Annotated in this window: 20 protein-coding genes and 3 tRNA genes; 18 read left to right on the forward strand and 5 right to left on the reverse strand. The window is 73.2% G+C overall.

Translation table 11 applies throughout. The features are described from left to right. Positions 1 to 76: 76 nt before the first annotated feature. Both STTU_RS23225 and STTU_RS23230 read right to left on the reverse strand, forming a co-directional pair. On the reverse strand, positions 77 to 1528 hold the full coding sequence (locus tag STTU_RS23225; RefSeq protein ID WP_078519030.1) for an FGGY family carbohydrate kinase: 1452 nt from the start codon (positions 1526 to 1528) through the stop codon (positions 77 to 79). A gap of 271 nt (positions 1529 to 1799) precedes the next feature. Next, positions 1800 to 2093, reverse strand: coding sequence for a hypothetical protein (locus STTU_RS23230; protein WP_043257680.1), 294 nt, complete (start codon positions 2091 to 2093; stop codon positions 1800 to 1802). Positions 2094 to 2317: 224 nt separating this feature from the next. Between STTU_RS23230 and STTU_RS23235 the strand changes: the two genes are divergently transcribed. From STTU_RS23235 to trpD, 9 genes are all read left to right on the forward strand, one after another. Then, a tRNA-Asn gene (locus STTU_RS23235) sits at positions 2318 to 2390 on the forward strand. Between the two features lie 5 nt (positions 2391 to 2395). Further along, a tRNA-Asn gene (locus STTU_RS23240) sits at positions 2396 to 2468 on the forward strand. A 134-nt stretch (positions 2469 to 2602) separates the two neighbouring features. Then, positions 2603 to 2676 (forward strand) — tRNA-Ile (locus tag STTU_RS23245). A gap of 674 nt (positions 2677 to 3350) precedes the next feature. Next, a complete protein-coding gene (locus tag STTU_RS23250) occupies positions 3351 to 6329 on the forward strand; it encodes an AfsR/SARP family transcriptional regulator (RefSeq protein ID WP_267881233.1) in 2979 nt (992 codons plus the stop codon). A gap of 76 nt (positions 6330 to 6405) precedes the next feature. Continuing rightward, positions 6406 to 7443 (forward strand): 2,3-diaminopropionate biosynthesis protein SbnB, encoded by a 1038-nt coding sequence (sbnB, locus tag STTU_RS23255; protein WP_007827406.1) that lies wholly within the window; start codon positions 6406 to 6408, stop codon positions 7441 to 7443. Positions 7444 to 7644: 201 nt separating this feature from the next. Next, positions 7645 to 9156: an anthranilate synthase component I family protein gene (locus tag STTU_RS23260; protein ID WP_043256074.1), complete on the forward strand. Its 1512-nt coding sequence runs from the start codon at positions 7645 to 7647 to the stop codon at positions 9154 to 9156. Further along, the gene (locus STTU_RS23265; RefSeq protein WP_010268395.1) at positions 9153 to 9767 is read left to right on the forward strand and encodes an anthranilate synthase component II; all 615 of its coding nucleotides are present in this window, start codon (positions 9153 to 9155) and stop codon (positions 9765 to 9767) included. The genes STTU_RS23260 and STTU_RS23265 overlap by 4 nt, the downstream gene beginning before the upstream one ends. A gap of 147 nt (positions 9768 to 9914) precedes the next feature. Further along, positions 9915 to 10274 (forward strand): hypothetical protein, encoded by a 360-nt coding sequence (locus tag STTU_RS23270; protein ID WP_052862403.1) that lies wholly within the window; start codon positions 9915 to 9917, stop codon positions 10272 to 10274. A gap of 29 nt (positions 10275 to 10303) precedes the next feature. Continuing rightward, positions 10304 to 11398: an anthranilate phosphoribosyltransferase gene (gene trpD, locus STTU_RS23275; protein ID WP_007827414.1), complete on the forward strand. Its 1095-nt coding sequence runs from the start codon at positions 10304 to 10306 to the stop codon at positions 11396 to 11398. Between the two features lie 60 nt (positions 11399 to 11458). On the opposite strand, the gene STTU_RS23280 is transcribed toward trpD, so the two are convergent. The 3 genes from STTU_RS23280 to STTU_RS23290 form a co-directional block, all read right to left on the reverse strand. Continuing rightward, positions 11459 to 12802: a cation:proton antiporter gene (locus STTU_RS23280; RefSeq protein WP_234019305.1), complete on the reverse strand. Its 1344-nt coding sequence runs from the start codon at positions 12800 to 12802 to the stop codon at positions 11459 to 11461. Further along, on the reverse strand, positions 12789 to 13484 hold the full coding sequence (locus STTU_RS23285; protein WP_007827418.1) for a flavin reductase family protein: 696 nt from the start codon (positions 13482 to 13484) through the stop codon (positions 12789 to 12791). The genes STTU_RS23280 and STTU_RS23285 overlap by 14 nt, the downstream gene beginning before the upstream one ends. 129 nt (positions 13485 to 13613) lie before the next feature. Continuing rightward, positions 13614 to 15215, reverse strand: a complete 1602-nt coding sequence (locus tag STTU_RS23290; RefSeq protein ID WP_043256075.1) for a tryptophan halogenase family protein — start codon at positions 15213 to 15215, stop codon at positions 13614 to 13616. Between the two features lie 252 nt (positions 15216 to 15467). On the opposite strand from STTU_RS23290, the gene sbnA reads away from it, so the two are divergent. From sbnA to STTU_RS23335, 9 genes are all read left to right on the forward strand, one after another. After that, the gene (gene sbnA, locus STTU_RS23295) at positions 15468 to 16562 is read left to right on the forward strand and encodes a 2,3-diaminopropionate biosynthesis protein SbnA (RefSeq protein ID WP_043256077.1); all 1095 of its coding nucleotides are present in this window, start codon (positions 15468 to 15470) and stop codon (positions 16560 to 16562) included. 142 nt (positions 16563 to 16704) lie between these two features. Continuing rightward, positions 16705 to 16968, forward strand: coding sequence for an acyl carrier protein (locus tag STTU_RS23300; RefSeq protein WP_009064967.1), 264 nt, complete (start codon positions 16705 to 16707; stop codon positions 16966 to 16968). Further along, positions 16965 to 18266 carry a beta-ketoacyl-[acyl-carrier-protein] synthase family protein gene (locus tag STTU_RS23305; RefSeq protein WP_043256079.1) on the forward strand — a complete coding sequence of 434 codons (1302 nt, stop codon included), beginning with the start codon at positions 16965 to 16967 and terminating at the stop codon, positions 18264 to 18266. The genes STTU_RS23300 and STTU_RS23305 overlap by 4 nt, the downstream gene beginning before the upstream one ends. A gap of 33 nt (positions 18267 to 18299) precedes the next feature. Further along, complete coding sequence (locus STTU_RS23310; RefSeq protein WP_029396779.1) at positions 18300 to 19394, forward strand: beta-ketoacyl synthase N-terminal-like domain-containing protein; 1095 nt, start codon at positions 18300 to 18302, stop codon at positions 19392 to 19394. Between the two features lie 129 nt (positions 19395 to 19523). Further along, a complete protein-coding gene (gene fabG / locus STTU_RS23315) occupies positions 19524 to 20267 on the forward strand; it encodes a 3-oxoacyl-ACP reductase FabG (protein WP_007827425.1) in 744 nt (247 codons plus the stop codon). A 150-nt stretch (positions 20268 to 20417) separates the two neighbouring features. Further along, positions 20418 to 21122, forward strand: a complete 705-nt coding sequence (locus tag STTU_RS23320; protein WP_007827427.1) for a 2-hydroxychromene-2-carboxylate isomerase — start codon at positions 20418 to 20420, stop codon at positions 21120 to 21122. Beyond that, complete coding sequence (locus STTU_RS23325; protein WP_043256081.1) at positions 21119 to 22570, forward strand: condensation domain-containing protein; 1452 nt, start codon at positions 21119 to 21121, stop codon at positions 22568 to 22570. Before STTU_RS23320 ends, STTU_RS23325 begins: the two co-directional genes overlap by 4 nt. Beyond that, on the forward strand, positions 22567 to 23862 hold the full coding sequence (locus tag STTU_RS23330; protein WP_043256083.1) for an FAD-dependent monooxygenase: 1296 nt from the start codon (positions 22567 to 22569) through the stop codon (positions 23860 to 23862). Before STTU_RS23325 ends, STTU_RS23330 begins: the two co-directional genes overlap by 4 nt. 188 nt (positions 23863 to 24050) lie before the next feature. Beyond that, complete coding sequence (locus tag STTU_RS23335; RefSeq protein WP_007827432.1) at positions 24051 to 24308, forward strand: MbtH family protein; 258 nt, start codon at positions 24051 to 24053, stop codon at positions 24306 to 24308. The last annotated feature ends 33 nt before the right edge of the window (positions 24309 to 24341 follow it).

Below are 24341 nucleotides of genomic sequence, written 5' to 3' on the forward strand. Positions count from 1 at the left end.
CCTGAGCGATACGCCCGGGTGACGACCAACCGATTAATTCAAGGCCGGGTCAAATCCGCCCGCCCCCGGTTTGGGGTCACAGCGGCGCGCGCTCCCCGAAGGCCCCCGGGTGCGTCTCCTCCCGCACCGCCGCGTACTGCTGGCGCACGGCGGCCCCCACGAGCCGCTCCTCCTCGTCGGCCTCGATCACCTGCGCCGCGGCCCCCTGCCACGCCGGTGGCCGCGCCGGGTCGAGCCGCCCCTCGTGCACCCCGAGCGCCCACGCCGCCTGCCGCGCCGCGCCGAGCGCCGCGTAGTCGGCCGGCTGCGGCACGACGACGCGCGCGCCGAAGAGCGAGGCGGCGACCGCCCGTACGGCGGGCAGCTCCGCCGCCGAGCCGAGCAGGAAGACCCGCTCCACCTCCACACCCCGCGCCCGCAGCACGCCGAGCGCGTCGGCGACGGAGCACAGCATCCCCTCGAAGGCCGCGCGTGCCAGGTGCTCGGGCCGCATCGACTCGCGCCGCAGCCCGCTGAGCGTGCCCGCCGTGTACGGCAGGTCGGGGGTGCGCTCGCCCGCGAGGTACGGCAGCAGGACGAGGCCGTGCGCGCCGGGCGTCGACTTGAGCGCGAGCGCGGAGAGCCCGTCGAGGTCGGTGCCGAGCAGTTCCGCGGTGCCGCGCAGGACCCGTACGGCGTTGAGCAGCCGCACCACGGGCAGGTGCATCCCGGTCGCGTCGGCGAACGCGGTCACGGCCGCGTCCCCGATCGCCTCGTGGTGGATCGCCATGACCGAGCCCGAGCCGCCGAGCGAGACGACCGCGTCGCCCGCGCGGACCCCGAGCCCGAAGGCGGCGGCCATCGTCTCGCCGGTCCCCGGCGCGATGAGCAGCCCCTCGGGCGTCGTCCCGGCCGCCTCCGAGGGACCGAGCACCTCGGGCAGCGCGACCGGGTGCCCGAGCGCGAGTTCCGCGAGGTCGGGACGCCACACGCCCTCGCCCGCCGACCAGTAACCGGTCCCCGAGGCGCCGCCCCGGTCCGTCGTACGCCGCGTGGGCCGCCCGAGCAGTTGCCACACGAGCCAGTCGTGCGCCTGGAGCACGGCCGCGGTCCTCGCCGCGTTCTCGGGTTCGTTGCGGGCGAGCCAGCGCAGCTTGGTGACCTGGTGCGCGGGGCCGGGGACGGTGCCGACGGCGGAGGCCCAGGCGGCCCGGCCGCCGTCGAGCGCGTCGGCGAGGTCGGCGGCGGTCGCCTGCATGCGCTTGTCGGAGCCGACGAGCGCGGGCCGGACCGTCGTGCCCTGGGCGTCGAGCGGCACGAGCGCGTGCTGCTGCGCCGAGACCCCGATCGCCCGCACCCCTTCGAGCACCCCGCCCCCGGCCGCCTCACCGAGCGAGAGCAGCCAGGACTGCGGATCGGTCTCGTGCGGCTCGGCGCCCTCGGAGGGGTGCGGGGCGTACCCCTGCTTGAGCACGGCGCCGGTGTCCGCGTCGCACACCACGATCCGGGTCGCCTCTGCCGAGCTGTCCAGTCCCGCGACTATCCCCATGACAGGGGATTGTGCCGCACGCGGCCGACGGAGCGGCACTCGGCCGTACGGCGTAAGGGGCGGGGGCCTGTCGGTGTACGGGGCAGGGGCGGGGGCGGTCGGTGGACGAGTCCGGCCGTGCGGGCGGTCGGCGGACGAGCCCGGGACGGACGAGTCCGGCTATACGCCTGCGGGCGTACGCGTCCGGCGGATGGTTCGGCGTACGAGTGAGGGGCGGCTTCGCAAGCGACTCGCGTGAGTCGCTTGCGAAGCCGCCCCTCGGACCTCCGGCTCAGACCGTGCCGGAGCCGAAGTCGTCGCCGTGGTTGTTGCCGGAGAAGGCCCGTACCCGCCGCGAGACGGAGTCGGGAAGCCGGTCGCCGACCTTGACCGAGACGACGTGCACCGCCTTCCCCGCCACGACCCGGCCCTGCTGCGTGGCGGTCTCGGTCACGTTCCGCACCGCCGGATTGTGCGAGACCTGGCGGGCGTACTTGGCGAGCTGTTCGTAGCGTTCGCGTCCGGCCTTGGTCCCCAGGACGTAGCCCAGGGCCGCGCCCGCGGCGAATGCGATCCGGTAGCGCATGATGGCGGCCACCCTTTCCCTCGTGTTCGGTCTGCGTCGGTCTGCCCGTACGTGATCTTGCCCGATCATCGCCCGGCGCACCGGCCTGTCCCGAAGAGGGTTCCCCGTGAGCCGGGCGACAGCCCCAACCGATTGGCAAAGCACCCCCCTGCTTGCGCTAATGTATGAGTCGCAGCGAGCGCGCACCGCACACAGCGGGCCCCGTGTCCGCTGCGGCAGGTCGATCCCCTGTAGCTCAATTGGCAGAGCAGCCGGCTGTTAACCGGCAGGTTACTGGTTCGAGTCCAGTCGGGGGAGCTCGGTCTCCTGTAGCTCAATTGGCAGAGCAGCCGGCTGTTAACCGGCAGGTTACTGGTTCGAGTCCAGTCGGGAGAGCACAGCGAAGGACCCCGGTTCGCCGGGGTCCTTCTGCGTGTCACAGCAGGTCGGCCCCATCCGAGGCGAGAGATCGTATGACCGGCTATGCTGCGGCAGACGGCACAGACGGGGTCCACCCGACGCGCCGCGACGGGGCGGTAGCTCAGCCGGTTAGAGCAGCGGACTCATAATCCGTCGGTCCTGGGTTCGAGTCCCAGCCGCCCCACCGTGAAGTCGCCGGGGGACTTTCTCGCCCCGGGTTTTCGCGTGGGGTGCGCTCGGCGCAACCCTTCCTCCGAACCGCCAGGGCCGTTCGCCCGCCCGCTGCTCTCCCGACGCGTACGTGCGGTGTTCCGCTCGCCCTGAGGGATGCGATCCTCCTCCGAGGTCGGCTTGGCGGCTACCACGCGGCGCATGCGCGGCAGTGATGGCCGTTCCGTGGCGGCGGTCCGCTTGTGCCGGGGAGCCGAGCGCCGGTGGCCTGGTCGCCGGTCCTTCCCGCGTACCGGACAGTCCGCTCCGCGCGGCCTGGACTTTCCGCCTCGCTCCGCGCTCGCGGCCACGCTCTCCGGCGAAGCCGTCCCTCGTTGGCCGGCGCCGGACCGCGGTGGCCGCCCGGGGGGTCGCGCCGCGGTGGGCGGGCGTGCTCAGGGGGCCTTCTTCGGCCGGGGTGGGGGTGTCGGTGGGGGCTGGAGAGGGTGGTTCCGGGGGGAGGGGGAGTCGACTGGAAATCGTTGGGCGGGATCTCGCCAGTCGGTGTTGCGCGTGGTGGGGAGGCGAAGGGGACCGGGGAGTTCCGCGCGGGAGGGGCGAGGGGGTGGGCGGGGCGGCTTGAAATCGACACCGGGGAGGGTGGAATGCTCCGGTAGGGTCGGTCCGGCGCTTCGGAAGAGGCGGTGGATGAAGGGGGAGCATCCTGTGGGGGAGAGGCTCAGATTCCGTGTTTTCGGACCGCTCTCCGTGACGGTGGACGGACGGGCTGTTCCGATCGGTGGGGCACGGCAGCGTACCGTTCTGGCCCTCCTGTTGCTCAATCCCGGCCGGATCGTGCCGGTGGACACGCTCGTCGACGCCGTCTGGAACAGTGCGCCTCCGGCCACCGCGCGCACCCAGATCGCGATCGTGATCGCGGCTCTGCGCAAGGCGCTCAAGGCCGAAAACGTGAGGGAAGACGTCATCGTCACGGCGCACCCCGGCTACGCGCTGCGCGCCGAGGGGCACCTCGTGGACTCGCTGGAGTTCGCCAGGCTCCTGAAGGAGGCGGAGGCCCACGCGGGCGGCAGGCGGTACGCGGAGGCCGCCGCACGGTACGACGAGGCGTTCGCGCTGTGGTCGGGACCCGCCTTCGCCGGCGTGGGCGGGACCGTCGTCGAGGACGAGGCGGCCCGCCTGGAGGAGCACAGGCTCAATGCCTACGACGACGCCACCGCCGTCCGGCTCGCCCTCGGCCACCACCAGACGCTCGTGCCCGAACTCGCCGCGCTCGTACGCGAACAGCCGCTGCGCGAGAGGTCCAGGTACCACCTCATGCTCGCGCAGTACCGCTCCGGGCGGCGCGCCGAGGCGATGGCCACCTACCGCGAGGCGCGCGAGCAGTTCATCGAGGAACTCGGCATGGAGCCGGGCCCCGACCTGCGCGAGCTGCACGACGCGATCCTGCGCGACGACCCCTCGCTCGCCCCCGCACCGCCCGCCCCCGGCCCGGCGGCGCGCTCCGCGCCTCTCCTCGTACCCTTCGAACTACCGCCCGACATCCCGGGATTCACCGGCAGGCAGCGTGAACTCGACTGCCTGGAGGGTCTTTTCGCGGGCGGTGAGCGTCGCCACGGGCCCGCCCTGGGCATCATCACGGGGATAGCGGGAGTCGGCAAGACCGGCCTCGCCGTGCGCTGGGCGCACCGGGCCGCCGCGCACTTCCCCGACGGGCGGCTCTTCGCCGATCTGCGCGGCTACGACGAGGAGTACGAGCCGACTCCCGCCGCCGACGTCATCAGCCGCTTCCTGCGCTCGCTCGGGGTGCCGCCCGAGCAACTGCCGCCCGATGTCGACGACCTCGTCTCGATGTACCGCAGCGTGCTCGCCGAGCGGCGCGTCCTGCTCGTACTCGACAACGTCCGCAGCTACGCGCAGATCGAGTCCCTGCTGCCCGGCAGCGGCGGCAGTGTCGTGCTGCTCACGAGCCGCGAGCAACTGGAGGAACTGGTCGCCTGGCCGCAGAACGCGCGCGTGCACCTCGGCGTGCTCCCGCCCGCCGAGGCCGTCGACCTGCTCGGCCGGGTCGTCGGCGAGGAACGCGTCACCGCCGCGCCCGCCGACGCCGTGCGCCTCGCCGAACTGTGCGACCGGCTCCCGCTCGCCCTGCGGATCGCCGCTGCACGCCTCGCCTCCAAACCGCACTGGACCGTCGGCCACCTCGTCTCGCGCCTCGCCGACGAGCGCCGCCGCCTGGACGAGCTGAGCCAGGGCGGCGCGCAGGTGCGCGCGAGCTTCGAGCTGTCGTACCGGTACCTGCCCCCGCAGGCCGCGCTGCTCTACCGGCGGCTCGGCCTGCTCGACGTGCCCGACTTCGCCGCCTGGGTCGGCGGCGCGCTCCTCGACATCGACACACTGGACGCCGAACGGCTCATGGAGAGCCTCGTCGACGCCCAGTTCCTCGACGTCGTCGGCGTCGACGCGACCGGGCAACTGCGCTACCGGCTCCAGAACCTGCTGCGCCTCTACGCCCGCGAGCGGGTCTACGCCGAGGAGAGCGAGGAGGAGCAACGCGCGGCGCGCGAGCGGGTGTTCAGCTCCTTCCTGACGATCGCCGAAGAGGCGTACGCGCGCGACTACGGGCACCACAGCGGCGTCCTGCGCTGCACGGCACCCCGCCGCGAGATCGGCGCGGTCCAGCTCGACGGCTTGCTCGACTCGCCGCTCGAATGGCTGGAGGCGGAGCGGCTCTCGCTCGTCGCCGCCGTCGTGCAGGCCGCGCGACTCGGCTTCGACGAACTGGCCTGGGGCATCACGGCCTCGGCGTCCGTGCTCTTCGACACCCGCAACTACCTCGACGACTGCCGGATCTGCGCGCACGCCGCGCTCGACGTGTGCCGCGAAACGGGAAATCTGCGCGGGCAGGCCGCGATGCTCCACGAACTGGGCGCGGTCGAGCAGGCCCACCGCCGCCTCGACACCGCGCACGCGCACTACGCGCGGGCGCTGGAACTGTGCGGGGAACTCGGCGAGGCGACCGGCCAGGCCGTGAACCTGCGGAACCTCTCGATGCTCGAACGCTTCCGCGGCGACCTCGACACCGCGATGGGCCGCCTGGAGACCGCCCTGGAGATCTGCCGCACGGCCCAGGACGGCCCCGGCGAGGCGTTCACGCTCAGCGGCATGGCGCAGATCGAGCTGGAGCGGGGCAACAACGCCGACGCGCTCAAGCTCGCCGAGGAGGCCGTACGGCTCGGCGGCGGCAACGAGCGCGGCCTCGCCCAGGCCCTGCACCGGCTCGGTCAGGTCCACCTCGCGCTCGGCGGCCACGTACAGGCCGAGGAGGCGTTCCTGCGGGTCATCGAACTCGTGCGGGTCAAGAGCGACCAGGTCGGGCTCGTGTACGCGACGCTGGGGCTCGGCGAGAGCAGGCTCGGCGCGGGCGACGTCGAGGGCGCCGCGCGGACGCTGAGCACGGCGCTCGCCGAGGTCGCGCACATCGCCAGCCCGCTCGTCGACGGGCGCGTCCACCTCGCGCTCGCCGAGGCGCGGCGCAGGCAGGGCCGCATCGACGAGGCGCGCGAGCAGATCGCCGCGGCGCACCGGGCCTTCGCGACGATCGAGGCGCGCCGCTGGACGGCGCAGGCGGAGGCCGCTCTCGCGGCGCTCCAGGAGGACTCGGTGTAGAAGCTCAATAATCCGGCGATAAGGCTGACTCCTACTTTCGGGCGGGACAATCCTCAGCCCGAAGTGGAGTTGACTCATGCCGCCTGTTGCCGAGGCGCCGTTCTTCGCCGTGATCCCCGGTGCCCAGGTCCACGAGGTCCTGGACGGCCACGAGGGCGAGGTGGTGCGCATCGTCGAGGCGGCGTACCGCCTGCACGGGGGCGGCGAGACCGTGAACCCGCCGTCCTACTTCCTGCGCTTCCCCGACCGCCCCGACTCGCGGATCATCGCGCTGCCCGCCTCGCTCGGGGGCGAGCACGGCGTCGACGGGATGAAGTGGATCTCCAGCTTCCCGCGCAACGTCGCCGCGGGCATCCCGCGCGCCTCCGCCGTGCTGATCCTCAACGACCCGCGCACCGGCTACCCCCTCGCCTGCCTGGAGAGTTCCGTCATCAGCGCGGCCCGCACCGCCGCGTCCGCCGCGCTCGCGGCGGCGCGGCTGAGCGAGGCGCGCGGGAGCCGCCCGCGCCGCGTCGGCTTCATCGGGACCGGCCTCATCGCGCGCTTCGTGCACCACTATCTCGCCGCGACCGGCTGGGATTTCGACGAAGTCGGCGTGCACGACACGGCCGCCGAGCACGCGGCCGGATTCGCCGACTACCTTGACCGCAGCGGGACCGGCGGCAAGGTGACCGTGCACGCGAGCGCCGAAAGCCTCGTACGCGACAGCGACCTCCTCGTCCTCGCCACCGTCGCCGCGCGCCCGCACCTCACCGAGCCCGGCTGGTTCGCCCACAACCCCCTCGTCCTGCACGTCTCGTTGCGCGACCTGGCGCCCGAAGTCCTCCTGACCGGGGCGAACTTCGTGGACGACATCGAGCACTGCCTCAAGGCGCAGACCTCCCCGCACCTGGCCGAACAGCTCACCGGGGGACGGGAGTTCATCGACGGGACGCTCTACGACGTGCTGACGGGCAAGGCGCCCGTCCCCGCCGGGCGCCCCGTCTTCTTCTCGCCGTTCGGCCTCGGCGTCCTGGACCTCGCCGTCGGCCGGCACGTCTACGACACGCTCGCCGCGCGCGAGGCCCTTTCCGTCGTGCCGGACTTCTTCCACGAGATGCGGCGCTACGGCTGACGCCGGGCGGGCGAAGGGCCGGGGACGGCCGGACCCGTGCGCCCGCGCGCGGGGGCCCGGCACCCCGGCCCGCCGCCGGTACGGCCGTACTCCCCGTACCGGCGCCCGCACCCGTCCTGCCCACCGCACCCCGTGTCCCCCAGCCGCACCACCGCACCCCGCACCGCCCCACCACCCCCGAGGAAGAGGAATGGGATCACCGTGACCACCCTGCTCGACTCACCGGCCCAGGCGGGCGCGGCGGCGCCGCCCGCGGTCGCCGTCCGCGTCGCGACGCTGCCCCTGCCCCCGCACGACCCGCTGGAGCTGTTCACCGCGCTGCGCGAACGCGCGGGCGAGACCGAGGTGTTCCTCCTGGAGAGCCTGGAGGCGCCCGCACAGGACGGCGGCACCGCCGTCGTGGGCTGCGGGCGGCTCGCCGAGATACGCGTGCACGCCGACCGGATCGCCGTCGACGCGCCCGCCCCACTCGCCGCCCCGCTCCTCGCCGCCGTCGACACGGCCGGGCTCGCGCCGCTGCCCGACGGCTCGCGCGCGCTCGGCGCGGACACCGACGTGTGGGACGTCCTGCGCGCGGTGCAGTCCGTCTTCCGCGTCGAGACCGACGCGGCGCCCGACACGTACGCCTTCGGCTTCCTCACGACCGTCGGCTACGGCGCCGCGTGGCACATGGAGCGGCTGCCCGAGCGCACCGGCGAGAGCGGCCCCGACCTCGTGCTCGCGCTCTTCCGCGACGTCGTGCGCTACGACCTCGACGCGGGCACGGCCGAACGGCTCGCCGCGACGAGCGAGCATTTCCCACCCGTAGCGAAGGACCTGGTCGAGGAGGGGCTCGCCGCGCTGCGCCCGGCGGGGCCGCTGCCGCGGGCACCGGAGCCGCGCGCCGTGCGCGACAGCACCGACCGGGACTCGTACCTGGAGTCGGTCGCGCGCTGCCTGCGGCACATCGGCGTCGGCGACGTCTACCAGATCCAGATCGGTCACCGCATCGAGGTCGACACCGAGCTGACGCCGCTCCAGGTGTACCGGCGGCTGCGGCACCGCAACCCCTCCCCGTACATGTACCTCGTGCCGCGCGAGGGCACGACCCTCATCGGGGCGAGCCCCGAAGTGCTGTACCGCACCGAGGGCGGGCAGTTGATGATGCGGCCCATCGCGGGGACCGCGCCGCGCTCGGGCGACCCCGCGGTCGACGGGCCCAGGATCGAGGCACTGCGGGCGAGCGAGAAGGAGCGCGCCGAGCACGTCATGCTCGTCGACCTGTGCCGCAACGACATCGGCAGGGTCGCCGTGCCCGGCTCCCTCGCGGTTCCCTCGCTCATGACCGTCGAGACCTACTCGCACGTCTTCCACCTCGTCTCGACCGTCGAGGGGCGGCTCGCGGCCGGTCAGGACGCGTGGTCGACGCTGTGCGCGACCTTCCCCGCGGGGACCGTCACCGGGGCGCCCAAGATCCGTGCCATGGAGCTGATCGCCGACATGGAGAGCGCGCCGCGCGGGATGTACGCGGGCGCGGTCGGCCTCGTCGACGTACGCGGCTGGTCCCGGCTCGCGCTGTGCATCAGGACGGTCACGCACGACGGTACGGGCTACTCCACGCAGAGCTGCGCCGGCATCGTGGCCGATTCCGAGCCCGCCGCCGAGTGGCGCGAGACGCTGCACAAGATGGGTGCCGCCTACTGGGCGCTGACCGGGCGGGAGCTGGCCCCGTGAACGTCCTTCTCATCGACGCCTACGACAGCTTCACGCACCTCATCGACCAGTACCTGCGCACGCTCGGCGCCCGCACGCGCGTCGTGCGCTCGCGGACCCGCGAGCCGGGGGAACTGCTCGCGCTCGCACCGGACGCGGTCGTGCTCGGGCCGGGGCCCGGCCACCCGGCGGACTCCGGGCACGTGGAGCTGGTCCACGCCTTCGCGGGGCGCGTGCCGCTCCTCGGGATCTGCCTGGGGCACCAGGCGATCGCCCTCGCGTACGGGGGCGAGGCCGGGGTCGCGCCGCGGCTGCGGCACGGCAAGACGAGCCCCGTCGACCACGACGGGCGCGGTCTCTTCGCGGGGCTCGACGGGCCCCTCACGGTGACCCGCTACCACTCCCTCGTGGTCCGCGAGCCGCTGCCCGCGGCCCTGGAGGTCACGGCGCGCGCCACGGACGACGGCTGCGTCATGGGTCTCAGGCACCGCGAGCACGCCGTCGAGGGGATGCAGTTCCACCCGGAGTCCATCACCACGCAATCGGGGGAGGAACTTCTTGCGAACTTCCTCGCGCGCGCGGCGGATTCAACGATTCCGAGCGGCGGATTCACAGATTCCGTGCGACGTTAAGCGTCCACGGCCTGCGGGTATATCGTCGTTATCGTTTTCCGGTGGAGGGGGGAAGCGCGGCGATAACAAGGCGAAGCCGCTGCTCCGTAATTTTCTCGGTGTCGGAAAGACAAGCAGCGAGAAGCAGAATTTCCAGGGGGAAGAAAAATGCGGAGCATCGTATTCGGCGCCAGAGAGAACACGGTTCAGGCGCTCGTGATCGCGGTCATGACGAGCGGCGCGTTCCTCGCGACGGTCGCGGTCGGCGGCACGGCGCACGCGGCGGGGGCCGCGGGGGCGGCGGGCGCGGGAACGGTGCGCGTGGTGGCCGGGGCGAGCGACGGCAAGGACGGCCAGGACCCGTGGAACATCGCGCCGGCCGCGGACGGCATGGACGGCACGGACGACCAGGACCCCTGGAACAGCGGCCCCGACGACCAGGACCCCTGGAACCTGCTCCCCGTCGGGGCCACGGCCGGCCTCACGGTCGTCGTCCGGCACACCGACGGCCAGGACCCCTGGAACTGACACCGGACGGCGAGCGAAGGAGAGGGAGCGTGGAGCAGCGGCAGGAAGCGCGGCGCCCCGAGCGGCACTGGCAGGGCCTGATCGGTGCGGTGATCGAGGGGCGGGACCTGGACGGTGAGGACACCGCCTGGGTCATGGACCGGATCATGCGGGGCGACGTTCCCGACGCGTTGATCGCGGGGTTCCTCGTGGCCTTGCGGGCCAAGGGTGAGACGGTCGCCGAACTCGACGGTCTCGTCGGGGGGCTCATGGACCACGCCGTCACGGTGGACGTACCGGGCCGGACCGTCGACGTCGTCGGCACCGGAGGGGACGGGGCGCACACCGTGAACATCTCCACGATGGCGGCGATCGTCGCGGCGGGAGCCGGGGCGAGGGTCGTGAAGCACGGGAACCGGGCCGCGAGTTCGGCGTGCGGCTCGGCGGACGTCCTGGAACGGCTCGGGGTCGGGCTCCGGCTCACGCCGGAGGAAGTGGCCAGGTCCGTCGACGAGGTGGGGATCGCCTTCTGCTTCGCGCCGGACTTCCACCCGGCGATGCGGCACGCGGTCGGCGCCCGCAAGGCGCTCGGCATCCCGACGGTGTTCAACGCGATCGGTCCGCTGAGCAACCCGGCCCGGCCCTCGGCGCAGGCGGTCGGGGTCGCCGACCCCCGGCTGCTGCCGCTCGTCGCCGGGGTACTGGCCCGGCGCGGCGTGGAGGCGCTCGTCTTCCGCGGCGACGACGGGCTCGACGAACTGACCGTCACGACGAGCTCGCGGGTGTGCGCGGTGACCGGGGGCACGGTGCGCGAGGAGCGCTTCGACCCGCGTGCCCTGGGCATCCCGTACTCGCCCGTGGAGGCGCTGCGCGGCGGCGACGCCGGGACGAACGCGGCGGTCGCGCTGCGGGTCCTCGCGGGGGAGCGGGGCCCCGTGCGGGACGCGGTACTCCTCTCGGCGGCGGCGACGCTCGCGGTCGGCGAGCCGGCCGGGGACCGTACGGTGACGGAACGGATCGCCGCTGCGCTCCCGGCGGCCCGTGCCGCGATCGACTCGGGGGCCGCCCGGCAGACCCTGTCCCGCTGGAGCGCGCGGAGCGGCACGCCGCACAGCCCCGTGCCGCCGGTGGGCGTCGCGGCCTGACAGACCCCGGGCTCCGGGGAGGCGCGCGCCTCCCCGGAGCCCGGTTCCTACGTACGGGGATCAAGCGGCCGTGGCGGGCTCGCGGTCCCCGGGCAGGGAATCGCCGTCCCCGGGAGCGGGCCCGGCGTCCTTCCCGAGGGCGTCGTCCCCACCCGTACCCGTCGCGGGGGCGGGCCCTGGTTCCGCCGAGCGACGGAACCAGGTGAGGGCGGGGGAGGTGATCGCGGTCGTGCCGAGTGCCATCAGGACCAGGATCGTGAAGAGGTCGGGGCCGATGACGCCCAGCTCCAGGCCGAGGTTGAGCACGATCAGCTCGGTGAGGCCCCGGCAGTTCATGAGCGCGCCGAGCGAGAGGCTGTCCCGCCAGCCCCGGCCGGAGAGCCGTGCCGCGGAGGTGGCGCCGCCGAACTTGCCGAGCACGGCGACGGCGAGCACGGCACCGGCCCACAGCCACTGCGTCACGTCCGAGCCGAGCAGGGAGATGTCCGTGTTGAGGCCGGTGCTGACGAAGAAGAGCGGGAGGAGCAGCGGGACGGCGAAGGCGCGGAGCCGGGCGGCCGAGACCTCGACGGACCGGGAGTGGCGGGGGGTGACGACGCCGAAGAGGAAGGCACCGAAGAGGGCGTGGATGCCGATCTCCTGCGTGATGCAGGCGGAGACGCACAGCCCGGTGAAGACGGCGGCGAGCACCGTGCTCTCGGCGAGGCGCTCGGCCCGCCGCGAGAGCCGCGACAGGAGCGGGCGCACGACGGAGGCCATCACGGCGACGAAGACGAGCGACCACAGGACCGTCACGACCGCCTGGCCGGGGGAACCGCTCACGCTCACCGCCGTCACGAGGGCCAGCAGGCACCACGCGGCGACGTCGTCCACGGCGGCGCTGGCCATCGCGAGCGAGCCGAGCCCGGTCGCGTAGAGGCCGCGGTCGGTGAGGATGCGGGCGAGTACGGGGAAGGCCGTGATGCTCAGCGACACGGCGACGAAGAGGACGAACGGCAATCTGCCGACGCCCGGTGGCGCGAAGGACCCGTACATCCCCGCCGCGAGGAGACCGCCGAGTGCGAGGGGCACGAAGATGCCGACCTGGCTCACCGCGACGGCCGTGCGGCTGTTGCCGCGCAGCGCCGAGAGATCGAGCTCGAGCCCGACGAGGAACATGAAGCACAGCAGGCCGATGTTGCCGAGCACGGAGAGATAGGGCAGCGTCTGCGCGGGGAAGAGCCACGCCGCCGCTCCGGGCGAGATCCAGCCCAGAAGCGAGGGGCCGAGCAGGATGCCGATCGTGATCTCGCCGATCACGGGCGGCTGCCCGATCCGCCGGACGAGGACCGCGCCGGCGCGGCAGGCGGCGATGACGACGGGCACGGCGACGAGCAGGTGCGGCAGCGGGTCAGGGGCGGACACGGGGTTCTCCTTCGGTGCGGCGGGGTTCGGGCGCGGCGGCGGCGGCGCTCCAGCGGGCGTAGCGGCGGCGGCCGTAGAGGAGCGGCGCCGCGGTGTCGGTGTGCGCGACGCGGGTGACGTGGCCGAAGACGGCCGTGTGGTCGCCGAAGGGGACGGCCCTGACGACCGTGCAGTCGGCCGTGGCGAGCGCCGCCTCGGTGAGGTGGGGCCCGGAGGCCCCGAGCGGCAGCCGCCACACGACCCGTTCGAAGCGGTCGGGGCGCTGCGAGGCGAACAGGTCGGAGACGTCGCGGGCGTCCTCGTGGAGCAGGTTGAGCGTGAACCTGCCCGAGCCGAGCACCGCGTCGGACGTCGGCCCGCCCGCGCGCAGGCAGACCACGAGGACGGCCGGGTCGAGTGCCACGCTCGCGAGCGAACTGCACGTCATCCCGCGCGGCACGGCGTTCTCGTCGAGCGCCGTGACGACGCTGACCCCGGAGGGGAACGCGGACATGAGGGGGCGGAGGTCGGCGGCCGGGGGCGTGAGCGGGGCGGGGCCGGGGGGCTGCGCGGGCAGGGCGGTGGCGGAAGCGGTGGTGGCGGTGGTGGCGGCAGGTGCTGCCACCGGGGTGCGTACGGCGGTGGGCGGCGTGGCGCGGTGGGCGGTGGGCTCCGCGGTGTCCGTCATGGGTGTGTCCGTCATGGGCGGACGAGGTCCTTTCGGCGGTGCGGGAGGGTTCCCCGCGGTTCTGCGAGCGGGAGGGGGCGCGGGACGGGGGCCCGGTGGCGGGGCGTGGCGGGCCGACCGCCACCGGGCGCGTCACTGGCGACGTCACTTGGCGTGCAGCCGGCGCAGGTAGTCGTGGGCACTGGGCAGCGTGTCCAGGAGGTGCCGCTGCTCCTGTGCGACCTTGGTGAAGAGCGGCTGGGCGCCCGCGACCGACTCGGGCTTGTGGGCGAGCGCGGGGAGCGGGGCGTCCGGCTCCAGGCCGAGACCGGCGAAGACGCAGTAGTAGCTGCCGTTGGTCCAGAAGTTGCGGAACTCGGCCTCGAAGTTCCCGTAGTACGTGCTCTCGTCGGTGATCGGCGAGTTGATGGGCAGCCCCGCCTTGTACGCGGCGATCTTCCGCTGGATGTTCTCGGGCAGCTTCAGCGTCTTCTGCGCGCGCCAGAACTCGCTGTCGTCGCGCGGCGCGTAGTAGAAGTGCGCCTGGATGAAGTCGCGGGTGTCGTCGAACATCACCTCGATCTCCTCGTTGAAGCTGTCCACGAGGGCCTGCGGGAAGGTGCGGTCGGGGAAGTGCTTGGCGAGCTGGTGGATGGCGGCCGTGATGAAGTAGATGCCGGTCGACTCCAGGGGCTCCAGGAAGCAGGAGGAGAGGCCGATGCTGACGACGTTGTTGACCCAGGCGCGGCGGTTGCGGCCGACGCGGAAGCGGACGTGGTTGAACTTCGTCGTCTCCGGGTCCAGGTTCCACAGCTCGCAGAACTCGCGCGTCGCCTCCTCCTGCGTCGTGAAACGGCTGGAGTAGACGTAGCCGGAGCCGAAGCGGCCGAGCATCGGGATCTTCCACGCCCAGCCGGAGGACATCGCGATGGCCGAGGTGTACGGCTCGATGCCGTTCGCGTCGTCGTCGTGCGGGACCGCCGTGGCGACCGCGCGGTCGCACATGAGGTGGTCGCTCATGTCGATGAACGGTTCCCCGAGCGCCTTGTTGATGAGCAGCCCCCGGAAGCCCGAGCAGTCCACGAAGAGGTCCGCGTCCAGGACCCGGCCGCTCTTGGTGTGCAGCGCGGTGACGTAGCCGCGCTCGTCCTGCTCGGCCCGGACCATCTCGTCCTGGATGTGCTCGACGCCCTGCTTGTCGGTCGCGAAGCGGCGCAGGAAGTCGGCGACGAGCGCGGCGTCGAAGTGCCAGGCGTACCGCGTGGAGCTCTCGCCGTCCATCCACTTCGGCGACTTCTTGGCGTCCATCACCGGGGGCTCGCGGAAGCAGGAGTAGTCGAACGCCTTGTCCGTGACGCCCTCGTACTTGTTCTTGAACCAGTAGTGCGAGAGTGGCGTGTTGTCGTGGTCGGGGAGAATGCCGAACGGGTGGTAGAAGTGGTCCGGCTTTCCGTCGGGGCGGGTGCGGGAGTCCGGTTCGCCGCGGCCCGGGGTGCGCCAGTTGACGAATTTGACCGCCATCTTGAAGCTGGCGTTGCACTCGCGCATCCACTCCTCCTCGGGAATCCCGAGGTAGTCGAAGAGCACGCGGTGCAGGTTCGGCACGGTCGCCTCGCCGACCCCGATACGGGGGATCGCGGGGGCTTCGAGGACCTGGATGTCGACCGTGCCCTGAAGCGCTTTGCCCAGGTAGGAGGCGGTCATCCAGCCGGCGGTGCCACCGCCGAGAATGACGACCTTGCGGATGCGGTTGTCGGTTTCTGGCATGGGAGTTCTTCTCGTCTCACTCGTCGGGTCGTCCCTGACCGGCACTTTCCGGGGCTGTTTCACCCGGGGGCCGCGGTGCGAATGAGACAGAGACTCGGACGCCGCGCTATGCCATTTCTATAGCGCTGAGCGCAAGCGTTTTCCGGTACTTCGGCGCTAACTCGCCGTATGGGCGCCGTATAGATGGCCGGTTCATTCTCGATGCGTCGTAATTCTCCCCGCACAGTCCCAGCAGAGGATGGCCGCATTCAGATGCCGTACGAAGACGGGAACTCCGCTGTCCCGGGGCCGGGCGGACTCTCCGGAACGCCGCCGGCCGAACTCCCTGGAATTCTCGCCACCGTGGGGAGAACCCCGCTCATCGAGCTGGAACGGCTCGCGCCCCACCTGCCGGTGCGGCTCGTCGCCAAGGCCGAGCGGTTCAACCCCGGTGGCAGTGTCAAGGACCGCTCGGCGCTCTCGATGGTGCTGCACCGCGTGCGCACCGGTGAGCTGGTGCCGGGCCGCTCCACCGTGATCGAGTCCAGCTCCGGGAACCTCGCGATCGGCCTCGCGCAGATCTGCGCGTACTTCCGGCTGCGCCTCGTCTGCGTGGTCGACAGCCGCACCACCCCGCAGAACCTCGCGATCCTGCGGGCCTACGGGGCCGAGGTCGACGTCGTGACCACGCCCGACCCGGCCACCGGCGAGCTGCTGCCCATGCGGCTGCGCCGCGTGGCCGAACTCCTCGCCGCGACACCCGACTCGTACTGGCCGGACCAGTACGCCAACCCGCTCAACAGGCAGGCCCATCTCACGACCATGCGGGAGATCGCCGAGGCGCTCGACGGCAAGGTCGACCACCTCGTCCTCGCCGCCGGTACCGGGGGCACGCTCGGGGGCTGCGCCCAGTACATCCGCGAGGCCGGGCTCAGTACGACGGTCCACGCGGTCGACGCGGTCGGCAGCGTGCTCTTCGGGGCCACCGCCTCCTGCACCCGGCTCATTCCGGGCCACGGCGCCTCCGTACGGCCGAAGTTGCTGCGGCCCGCGGACGCCGACCACGTCGTCCGGGTCACCGACCTGGACTGCGTCGTCGGCTGCCGCAGGCTCGTACGGCGCGAGGCGATACTCGCGGGCGGCTCCTCGGGCGCGGTCGTCTCCGCGCTCGACCGGATCGCGCCCCTCGTCGAGCCCGGCGCGACCGTCGTCGTGATCCTGCCCGACGGCGGCGACCGCTATCTCGACACGATCTACGACGACGACTGGGTCAGCGCGCACTTCGGCGACGTCGCGAAGCTCTGGCAGGACGAGTGGGCCGGCGAGCAGGGATCGCCGGGGGCCACCTTGGCGGATATAGGGCGTTGATAGCCCAAGCCCCCACCATCGAAAGCACGTTGAGGCACCGCTTCGATTCCCCGCCTCGCGCTCTCCCCGCACCACCGCACCACCGCACCCCACCCCGCACCACGTCCCGGGCCCCGAGGCCCAGTCACGCACGGAGGCACCCATGACCACGCAGGTTCCCGCCCTGAACGACGCGCAGAAGGCCGAGATCAAGGACATCGTCTGCGACATCCTCGAACTGGAGCTGGACGAGGTGAGCGACGTGAGCCTCTTCAAGGAGGAGCACGACGCGGACTCGCTGCGCACCATCGAGATCCTGGCCTCGCTGGAGCGCACCTTCGGCATCACGCTCAAGCAGTCCGAGCTGAGCCGCATGGTCAACCTCACCGGCGTCTACGCCGTGGTCGCCGAGGCGAAGGCCCAGTGAGAAGCCCGGCGGACGGCCGGGCGAACCACCCGGCGGACGGCCCGGCGACCGGGGCCCCGCGCGCGGGGGCGGATCGCGCGGCCAGGCACCGGGTGGTCATCACCGGGCTCGGCGTCGTCACGAGCGTGGGCACCGGGGTGGACGCCTTCGCGGACAGCCTGCGGGCCGGGCGCAGCGGCGCCAAGCCCATCAGCGCCTTCGACACGACGGGCTTCGCCTACGCCAACGCGTGCGAGATCACCGACTTCGAGCCGGCCGACTGGCTCGAGGCGCAGGAGCCCGAAGACCTCGGCCGGGCCGCGCAGTTCGCCGCCGCCGCGAGCCGGATGGCGGTCGCGGACGCGGGGCTCACCGCCGAGCGGGTACGGGCCGTGCGCTCCCTCGTCTCGGTCGGCACGACCGACGGGGAGTCCCGCGACCTCGACCACCTCACGGCCCTCCAGGTCGCCGAGGGCGAGGACGCGCTCGACCCGGTCGCCGCGCGGCGCGTGTGGCCGAACCGGCTCTCGGCGGGCATCGTCAGGGAGCTGGGGCTGGAGGACGTCGAGACCGTCACGGTCCCCACCGCCTGCGCGGCCGGGAACTACGCGGTCGGCTACGGCTACGACGCGATCAGCTCGGGAGACGTCGACATGGCCCTGTGCGGCGGCGCCGACGCGCTGTGCCGCAAGACCTTCACGGGCTTCTACCGGCTCGGCACCATCGCACCCGACGTGTGCCGTCCCTTCGACGCCGACCGGCAGGGCATCCTGACCGGCGAGGGCGCCGGCATCCTCCTCATGGAGTCGCTGGAGTCCGCGCGGGCCAGGGGCGCCACGATCTACGCCGAAGTGCTCGGTTACGGGCTGTCCTGCGACGCGAGCCACCCGGTCGCCCCCGACCGCGACTCCATCGCGCGCTGCATCACCGCCGCGCACCGCAACGCCGGGATCGAGCCCGCGGACGTCGACTTCATCTCCGCGCACGGCACCGGCACGCGGGCCAACGACGTGACCGAGGTCGGCGCGATCCGGCAGGTCTTCGGCGAGGACCTGCCGCGCACCGTCTCGATCAAGTCGATGATCGGCCACACCATGGGCGCGGCCAGCGCCCTCGCCTCGGCCGCGTGCGCCCTGGCGCTGCGGGACGGCTTCATCCCGCCCACCATCAACCACCGCTCCACCGACCCCGAGTGCGCGGTCGACTGCGTACCCAACGAAGCCGTCACGGCCGAGCTGAAGGTCGTGCAGAACAACGGACTGGCCTTCGGCGGCAACAACGCCGTCCTGGTGCTCGGCGCCTGGCAACAGGCGGCCTGAACAGGCCGCTGGAACTGAGAGGAGAGGAAGGGCATGGCAGCAGCAGCGGGCGCGCCCGTCCCAGGGCCGGTGATCTCCGGCTGGGCCGTGTCCTCGCCGTACGGCCTCGGCAGACACGAGTTCGCCGAGGGACTGCGGCACGGACAACGGGCCATCGCCCCCGTGGACAAGGCGAGTTGGCCGGTCCCCTACGAGTCGGCGGCGCTCGTCCCCGGCTTCGACGTCAGGGCGGTGCTCGGCCGCAAGGGCACGCGCTCCATGGACCGCGTCACGGGGATCGCGGCGGCGACCGTCGGGATGCTCCTGGACGAGTACGGGGCCGGCCTCGCCGCCGCCCCCGAGTCGACCGGGCTCGTCCTCGGCACCTCGGGCAGCGTCCAGTCGATCATGGACTTCACGCGGGACGCGCTCACCGGCGACAAGCCCTACCTCGTCGACCCGGCGCGTTTCCCCAACACCGTCATGAACTGCCCCACCGGACAGAGCGCGATCAGGCACAGCCTCAAGGGCCCCAACGTCACCGTCTCGGGCGGCGCGGCCACCGCCCTGCTCGCCCTCCAGTACGCCACCCGGCTGCTGCGCGGCGGTCACGGTACGGCCCTGCTCGCGGGCGCCGTCGAGGAGTTCTCGGTGCAGCGCGCCAGGATCGAGCGGGTCGCCGAGCACGGCGGCGCGGACCCGCAGCCGCTCGGCGAGGGCGGCGCGCTCTTCCTCCTGGAGGACGAGGAGGGCGCCCGCGAGTCGGGCAGGCCCGTGCTCGCCCGCGTGCTCGGCTCCCGCTTCCGGGCCTTCCAGGAGACGGGGCGGGCCGGCACGGTGCTGGCCCGGTGCGTCGCGGACGTACTGGCAGGGGCCGGTGCGCGCGCCGACGACGTCGAACTGCTCGTGCCCGGCACGCCGCCGGGGCTCCTCGGCAAGCAGGAGGAACACGCGCTCGACGGGCTCACCGGCAACCGCCTCCCGCTGCGCTCCCTCATCGGTGACGCGGGCGCGGCCTCCGCCGCCTTCCAGCTCGCCGCCGCGCTCGCCGAGGCGGCGGCCTGCCCCACCCTGGTGGACCGGCTCGCCCTCGTCACCGCCGTCGACAGGGACGGCACGGTGGGCGCACTCCTGCTCCGGCTCTCCTGAGACCCTGCCACGGCACCCGACCACCCACCACCCCGGCCGACGGCGGCACCCCGTCCGTACCCACCCGCACACCACCCCGTACGCCCTTCGTACGCACCCCGCACCACCCCAGGAGAGGGAAGAAGTCTGATGTCCGAGACACCGAGGCCGGTCGCCCTCGTCACCGGCGGTTCACGCGGGATCGGGCGGGCCGTCGTGGAGACCCTCGCCCGCGACGGCCACGACGTCGCCCTGTGCTACCAGTCGAACGACGAGGCAGGGGCGCTCGCCGCCAAGTCGGCCGCCGCGCACGGCGCGCGCACGCTCGCCCGCCGCGTCGACGTGACCGACCGCGCGGCCGTGGCCGCCTTCGCGGCCGAGGCGGAGGAGACCCTCGGTCCGGTGGACGTCCTCGTCACCGCCGCGGGGATCGTCCGCGACGCGCACCTCGCGATGATGGCCGACGAGGACTGGGACGCCGTGCTGCGCACCAACCTCGACGGCACCTACAACGTCGTGCGCACCCTCGCCTTCCCGATGCTCAAGCGCCGCAGGGGCACCGTCGTGACCCTCTCGTCCGTGGCCGCGCGGGGACACGCGACGCAGTCCAACTACAGCGCGTCCAAGGCCGGGATCATCGGCTTCACGCAAGCCTTCGCCAAGGAGGCGGGCCGCTCGGGCATCCGCGCCAACGCGGTCGCCCCCGGCTTCATCCGCACCGACATGACGGGCGGGCTCTCCGAGAAGCACATCGGGGAGATGACGCGGCGCATCCCGCTCGGCCGCTTCGGCGAGGCGCGCGAGGTCGCCGAACTCGTCTCCTTCCTGGCCGGGCCGCGCGCCGCCTACATCACGGGCCAGGTCTTCGCGGTCGACGGCGGACTCGTCGTCTGACCGGCCACCGCACCGCACCCCGGGACACGCCCCCTCCGGCGGCGACCGGACGCTCTCGTACGCAGCCCCCGTACGCCCGCCCGGACGGCCCCGTACGCACCCGTACGCCCGTCCGTCCGCACGAAGACGCATCGAGAAAGGAAGCCGGCCATGCCTCGCGCACCCAGGCCGCCGCGGTTCTACTTCAACCTCCGCAGCCCGTACAACTTCCTCGCGCTCAAGCGGCTGCGCGAGCGGCACCCAGGACTGCTCGACCGGCTGGAGTTCCGGCCCTTCTGGGAGCCCGACGCGCGCAGCGAGAAGGCACTCGCCGAGGCCGGTGCCACGTTCCCGTACACGCCCATGAACCGTGCCAAGCAGTTCTACATCCTGCACGACGTGCGCCGCCTCGCCGCGGCCGAGGGCATCGCGCTCACGTGGCCCGTGGACGCCGGGCCCTGGTGGGAGCCCGTCCACCTGGCGTGGTTCCTCGCGCGGGACGCGGGGCTCGGGCGGGCCTGGATCGAGCGCGCGTCCGAGGCCCGCTGGCTGGAGGGCCGCGACATCTGCGACCCGGCGGTCGTACGGGAACTCGCCGCCGAGGTCGGCCTGGACGCCGAGGCGGTCGCGGGCGCCCCCGAGGACGCGGAGCTGCGGGAGCGGGGCGTCAAGGCGCTGCTCGACGTCGTGCGCGACGGCGTCTTCGGGGTGCCGTACTTCGTCAACGGCTCGCAGCCCTTCTGGGGCCTGGACCGCGTCGAGGAGTTCGCCGCTTCCTTCGGCCCGGCCGCGGCGCCCGCGCCGCCCGCGCCCGCGAGCGTCCCGGCCGCCGAGCCGCGCTCCTTCGACCTGAGCCACGCGGGAGGCTGCGGATGAGCACCGCCACGGGGCCCCGGGCCCTGCCGCTGACCAAGATCCAGGAAGAGATGTGGACCGCCTACCGCATCGCCCCCGGCTCCAGCGCCTACAACGTCGTCATGCCGCTGCGCGTCCGCGGCCCCCTCGACCCGGCGGCGATGGCGGCTGCCGTCACGGCGGTCGGCCTGCGCCAGGAACTGCTGCGCTCGGTCTTCACCGAGCGGGACGGGCGCCCGGTGCGCTACGCCTCCGCATCCCCCTTCGTGCGCCTGGAGTTCACCGATCTCTCGGGCACGGACGAGGCGGCGTTCCTGGAGGCGGCGCGCGAGGCGGGGGCCCGCCCCTTCCGCCTGGAGGACGGGCCCTTCAGGGTCGTCCTGCTGCGCCGCGCGGAGGACGACTGGGCGCTCGTCACCTCCGCGCACCACATCGTCAGCGACTTCACCTCGCGCTGGCTCCTGGTCCGCGATCTCCTCGACGCCTACACCGCGCGCCTCGCGGGGACCGCGCCCGCGTGGCGTCCGCTGCGCGGCTCCTACGGTGAACATGCCGAGGCCGAGGGCGAGTTCGTCGCGTCGGAGCGGGGCAGGCTCGCCGCCGAGGAGTGGCGTGCCGCCGTCGCGGGCTCGGCCCCGGCCGAACTGCCGCTGGACCGGCCGAGACCGGCCGTGCGCTCGCTGCGCGGCGACACCGTCGTACGGGAGCTCCCCGGGCGTACGGCCGAAGGACTGGCCGGGGCGGCGCACGCGGTGGGGGTCACCCCCTTCGCGTACCTCCTCGCGGCCTTCCAGGCGCTGACGCACCGCTGGACGGGGCAGGACGACTTCCTGCTCGGGGTCCCGGCGTCCAGCCGCTCGGGGCGCGGCACCCGCGACCTCATCGGCTGCTTCCTCAACACCATCCCCGTACGGGCCGAGTTCGCGCCCGCCACGACCTTCCGCGCCGCCGCCGAACGGGCGGGGGAGCGGGTCATGCGCGGGATGCTCGGGGTGCGCTGCCCGGCCGGGGTCGCCTTCCCGGGCGCGACCCTCTTCCGCGCCGCGCTCTTCCTCGTCCAGATGGACCGGATGGAACCGCCGGTGCCCAACGTCCCGCCGGGCAGCGCGGTCGGGCCCTTCGTCGCGTACGGGGGCGTCGAGATCGCCCTCGTCGACGTACCGCAGCAGGAGGGCCAGCTCGATGTGCTGCTGCGCATCGAGCAGACGCCCGGGGGCGTCACGGCCGTCTTCTCCTACGACACCGACGTCCTCGACCGCGCGAGCGTCGAACGCCTCGCCGACGGCTACGCGGTGCTGCTCGCCGCCGCCGTCGACGACCCCGACACGAGGATCGCCGACGTCTCGCTCTCGGACGCGGCCGAGCTGGAGGCGCTCCTCGCGCTCGGCGCGGGCGGGGCGGACGGGCAGGACGACTTCGGCGGTCACGACGACTTCGACTCCTTCGAGACGGCATGGAGCCACGGATGACCACCACCATCGCGGTGACCGGCGCGGGGATCGGCGGACTCACCGCCGCCGCGGCGCTGCACCGGCGCGGTATCGACGTCCACGTGTACGAACGCGCCACGACGCTGCGCGAGGAGGGCGTCGGGATGCACCTCGGCCCGAACGCCACCCGGCTCCTGCACCGCATGGGGCTCGCCGAGCGGCTCGCCGAGGTCGCCGTGCGCCCCGACGCCCTGGAGATACGGGCCTTCCCCGACGGGCGGACCGTCGCGCGCCAGGAGATGGGCGCCGCCTGGGAGGAGGAGTTCGGGGCCCCGTACCTCACCGTCCACCGGGGCGATCTGTACCGCGTGCTCCGCTCGCTCGTACCGGACCACCGGGTGCACACGGGCCGGGAGCTGACCGGCTACGAGGAGGGCGCGCGCGGCGTGACGCTGCACTTCGCCGACGGGACCCTCACGCGGGCCTCCGCGCTCATCGGCGCGGACGGCGTGCACTCGCTCGTCCGTAGGCGCCTCGCGGGCGCCGCCCCGGCCGTCTACTCCGGGGACAGCGCGCTGCGCGGCCTCGTGGACGCCGCCGACGTGCCCGAACTGGACCCGCGCCTCATGTACATGTACGCGGGCCCCACGAAGCTGCTGCTCTACCCCGTGAACGGCGGTCGCGCCTTCACCTACGTCGTCGTCGCCCCGACGCCCGAGGGGCCCGCCGAGTCGTGGACGAGCGGGGCCACGCCCGCCGCGCTCGACGAGGCGCTCGCCGCCTGGCCGCCCGCCGTGCGCGCGCTCCTCGGCGCGGGTCACGACGTACGCCGCTGGGCGCTCTACGACAGGGAGCCGCTGGAGCGCTGGAGCACGGCGCGCACGACGCTCCTCGGCGACGCGGCCCACCCGATGCTCCCGCACCACGGGCAGGGAGCCAACCAGGCCATCGAGGACGGCGTCGCACTCGCCGTCTGCCTCGATGAGGAGAGACCGGGCGCGGCGGGTGTGGCCGCCGCACTCGCCCGGTACGAAAGCGTCCGCAGGCCGCACACCACCCGGGTGCGCGACGGCTCGCGGGACGGTACCCACCACCGGCGCTCACCCGAGCGCGGGGACACCACCGAGAAGGGGAACACCACCATGGCGAACAACCTCAACAACAACCGGAACAACAACAACGTCAACAACCTCAACAACCGGAACAACAACAACCGCAACAACGACCTGAACAACAACAACCTCAACAACCAGGTGAACAACGCGGCCTGGGTGCTCGCCAACGACGTCGAGGCGAACCTCAACCCGCTCGCCGCCAACGTCGCGGCCTGAGCACCGCCACCCCACCACCCCCCGCGGCGGTCCGTCCGACCGCACCCGGAGAGCCCCCGGCGCCTCGCGCGCCGGGGGCTCCGCCCTGTCCCGGGCCCGGTGCGCCGCCCCCGTATAGGCGAGCGATAAACCGCCGATAGGGCCGCGGCGGAGCATGGGCCCGTCCCACCGAGTAGAAGGGCCATTCCATGAACGAACACACGAGCGAACCCGCGGGCGAGCAGGCGAACGGGCCGTCCGGCGAGGAGCCGGCGTACCGCGTCGTCCGCAACGACGAGGAGCAGTACTCGATCTGGTGGGCGGGGCGCGAACTGCCCGCCGGCTGGCACGCCGAGGGGACCGAGGGGACCCGTGAGGACTGCCTCGCCCACATCGACACCGTCTGGACCGACCTGCGCCCGCTGAGCCTGCGGCGCCGGATGGCCGAGGCCGTGTCCGGCAGCTGAGCCGACCGCCGCTCCCGCTATCCCGATGGAGGA

This window comes from Streptomyces sp. Tu6071 (assembly GCF_000213055.1).
In the GTDB taxonomy this organism is placed as follows: domain Bacteria; phylum Actinomycetota; class Actinomycetes; order Streptomycetales; family Streptomycetaceae; genus Streptomyces; species Streptomyces evansiae.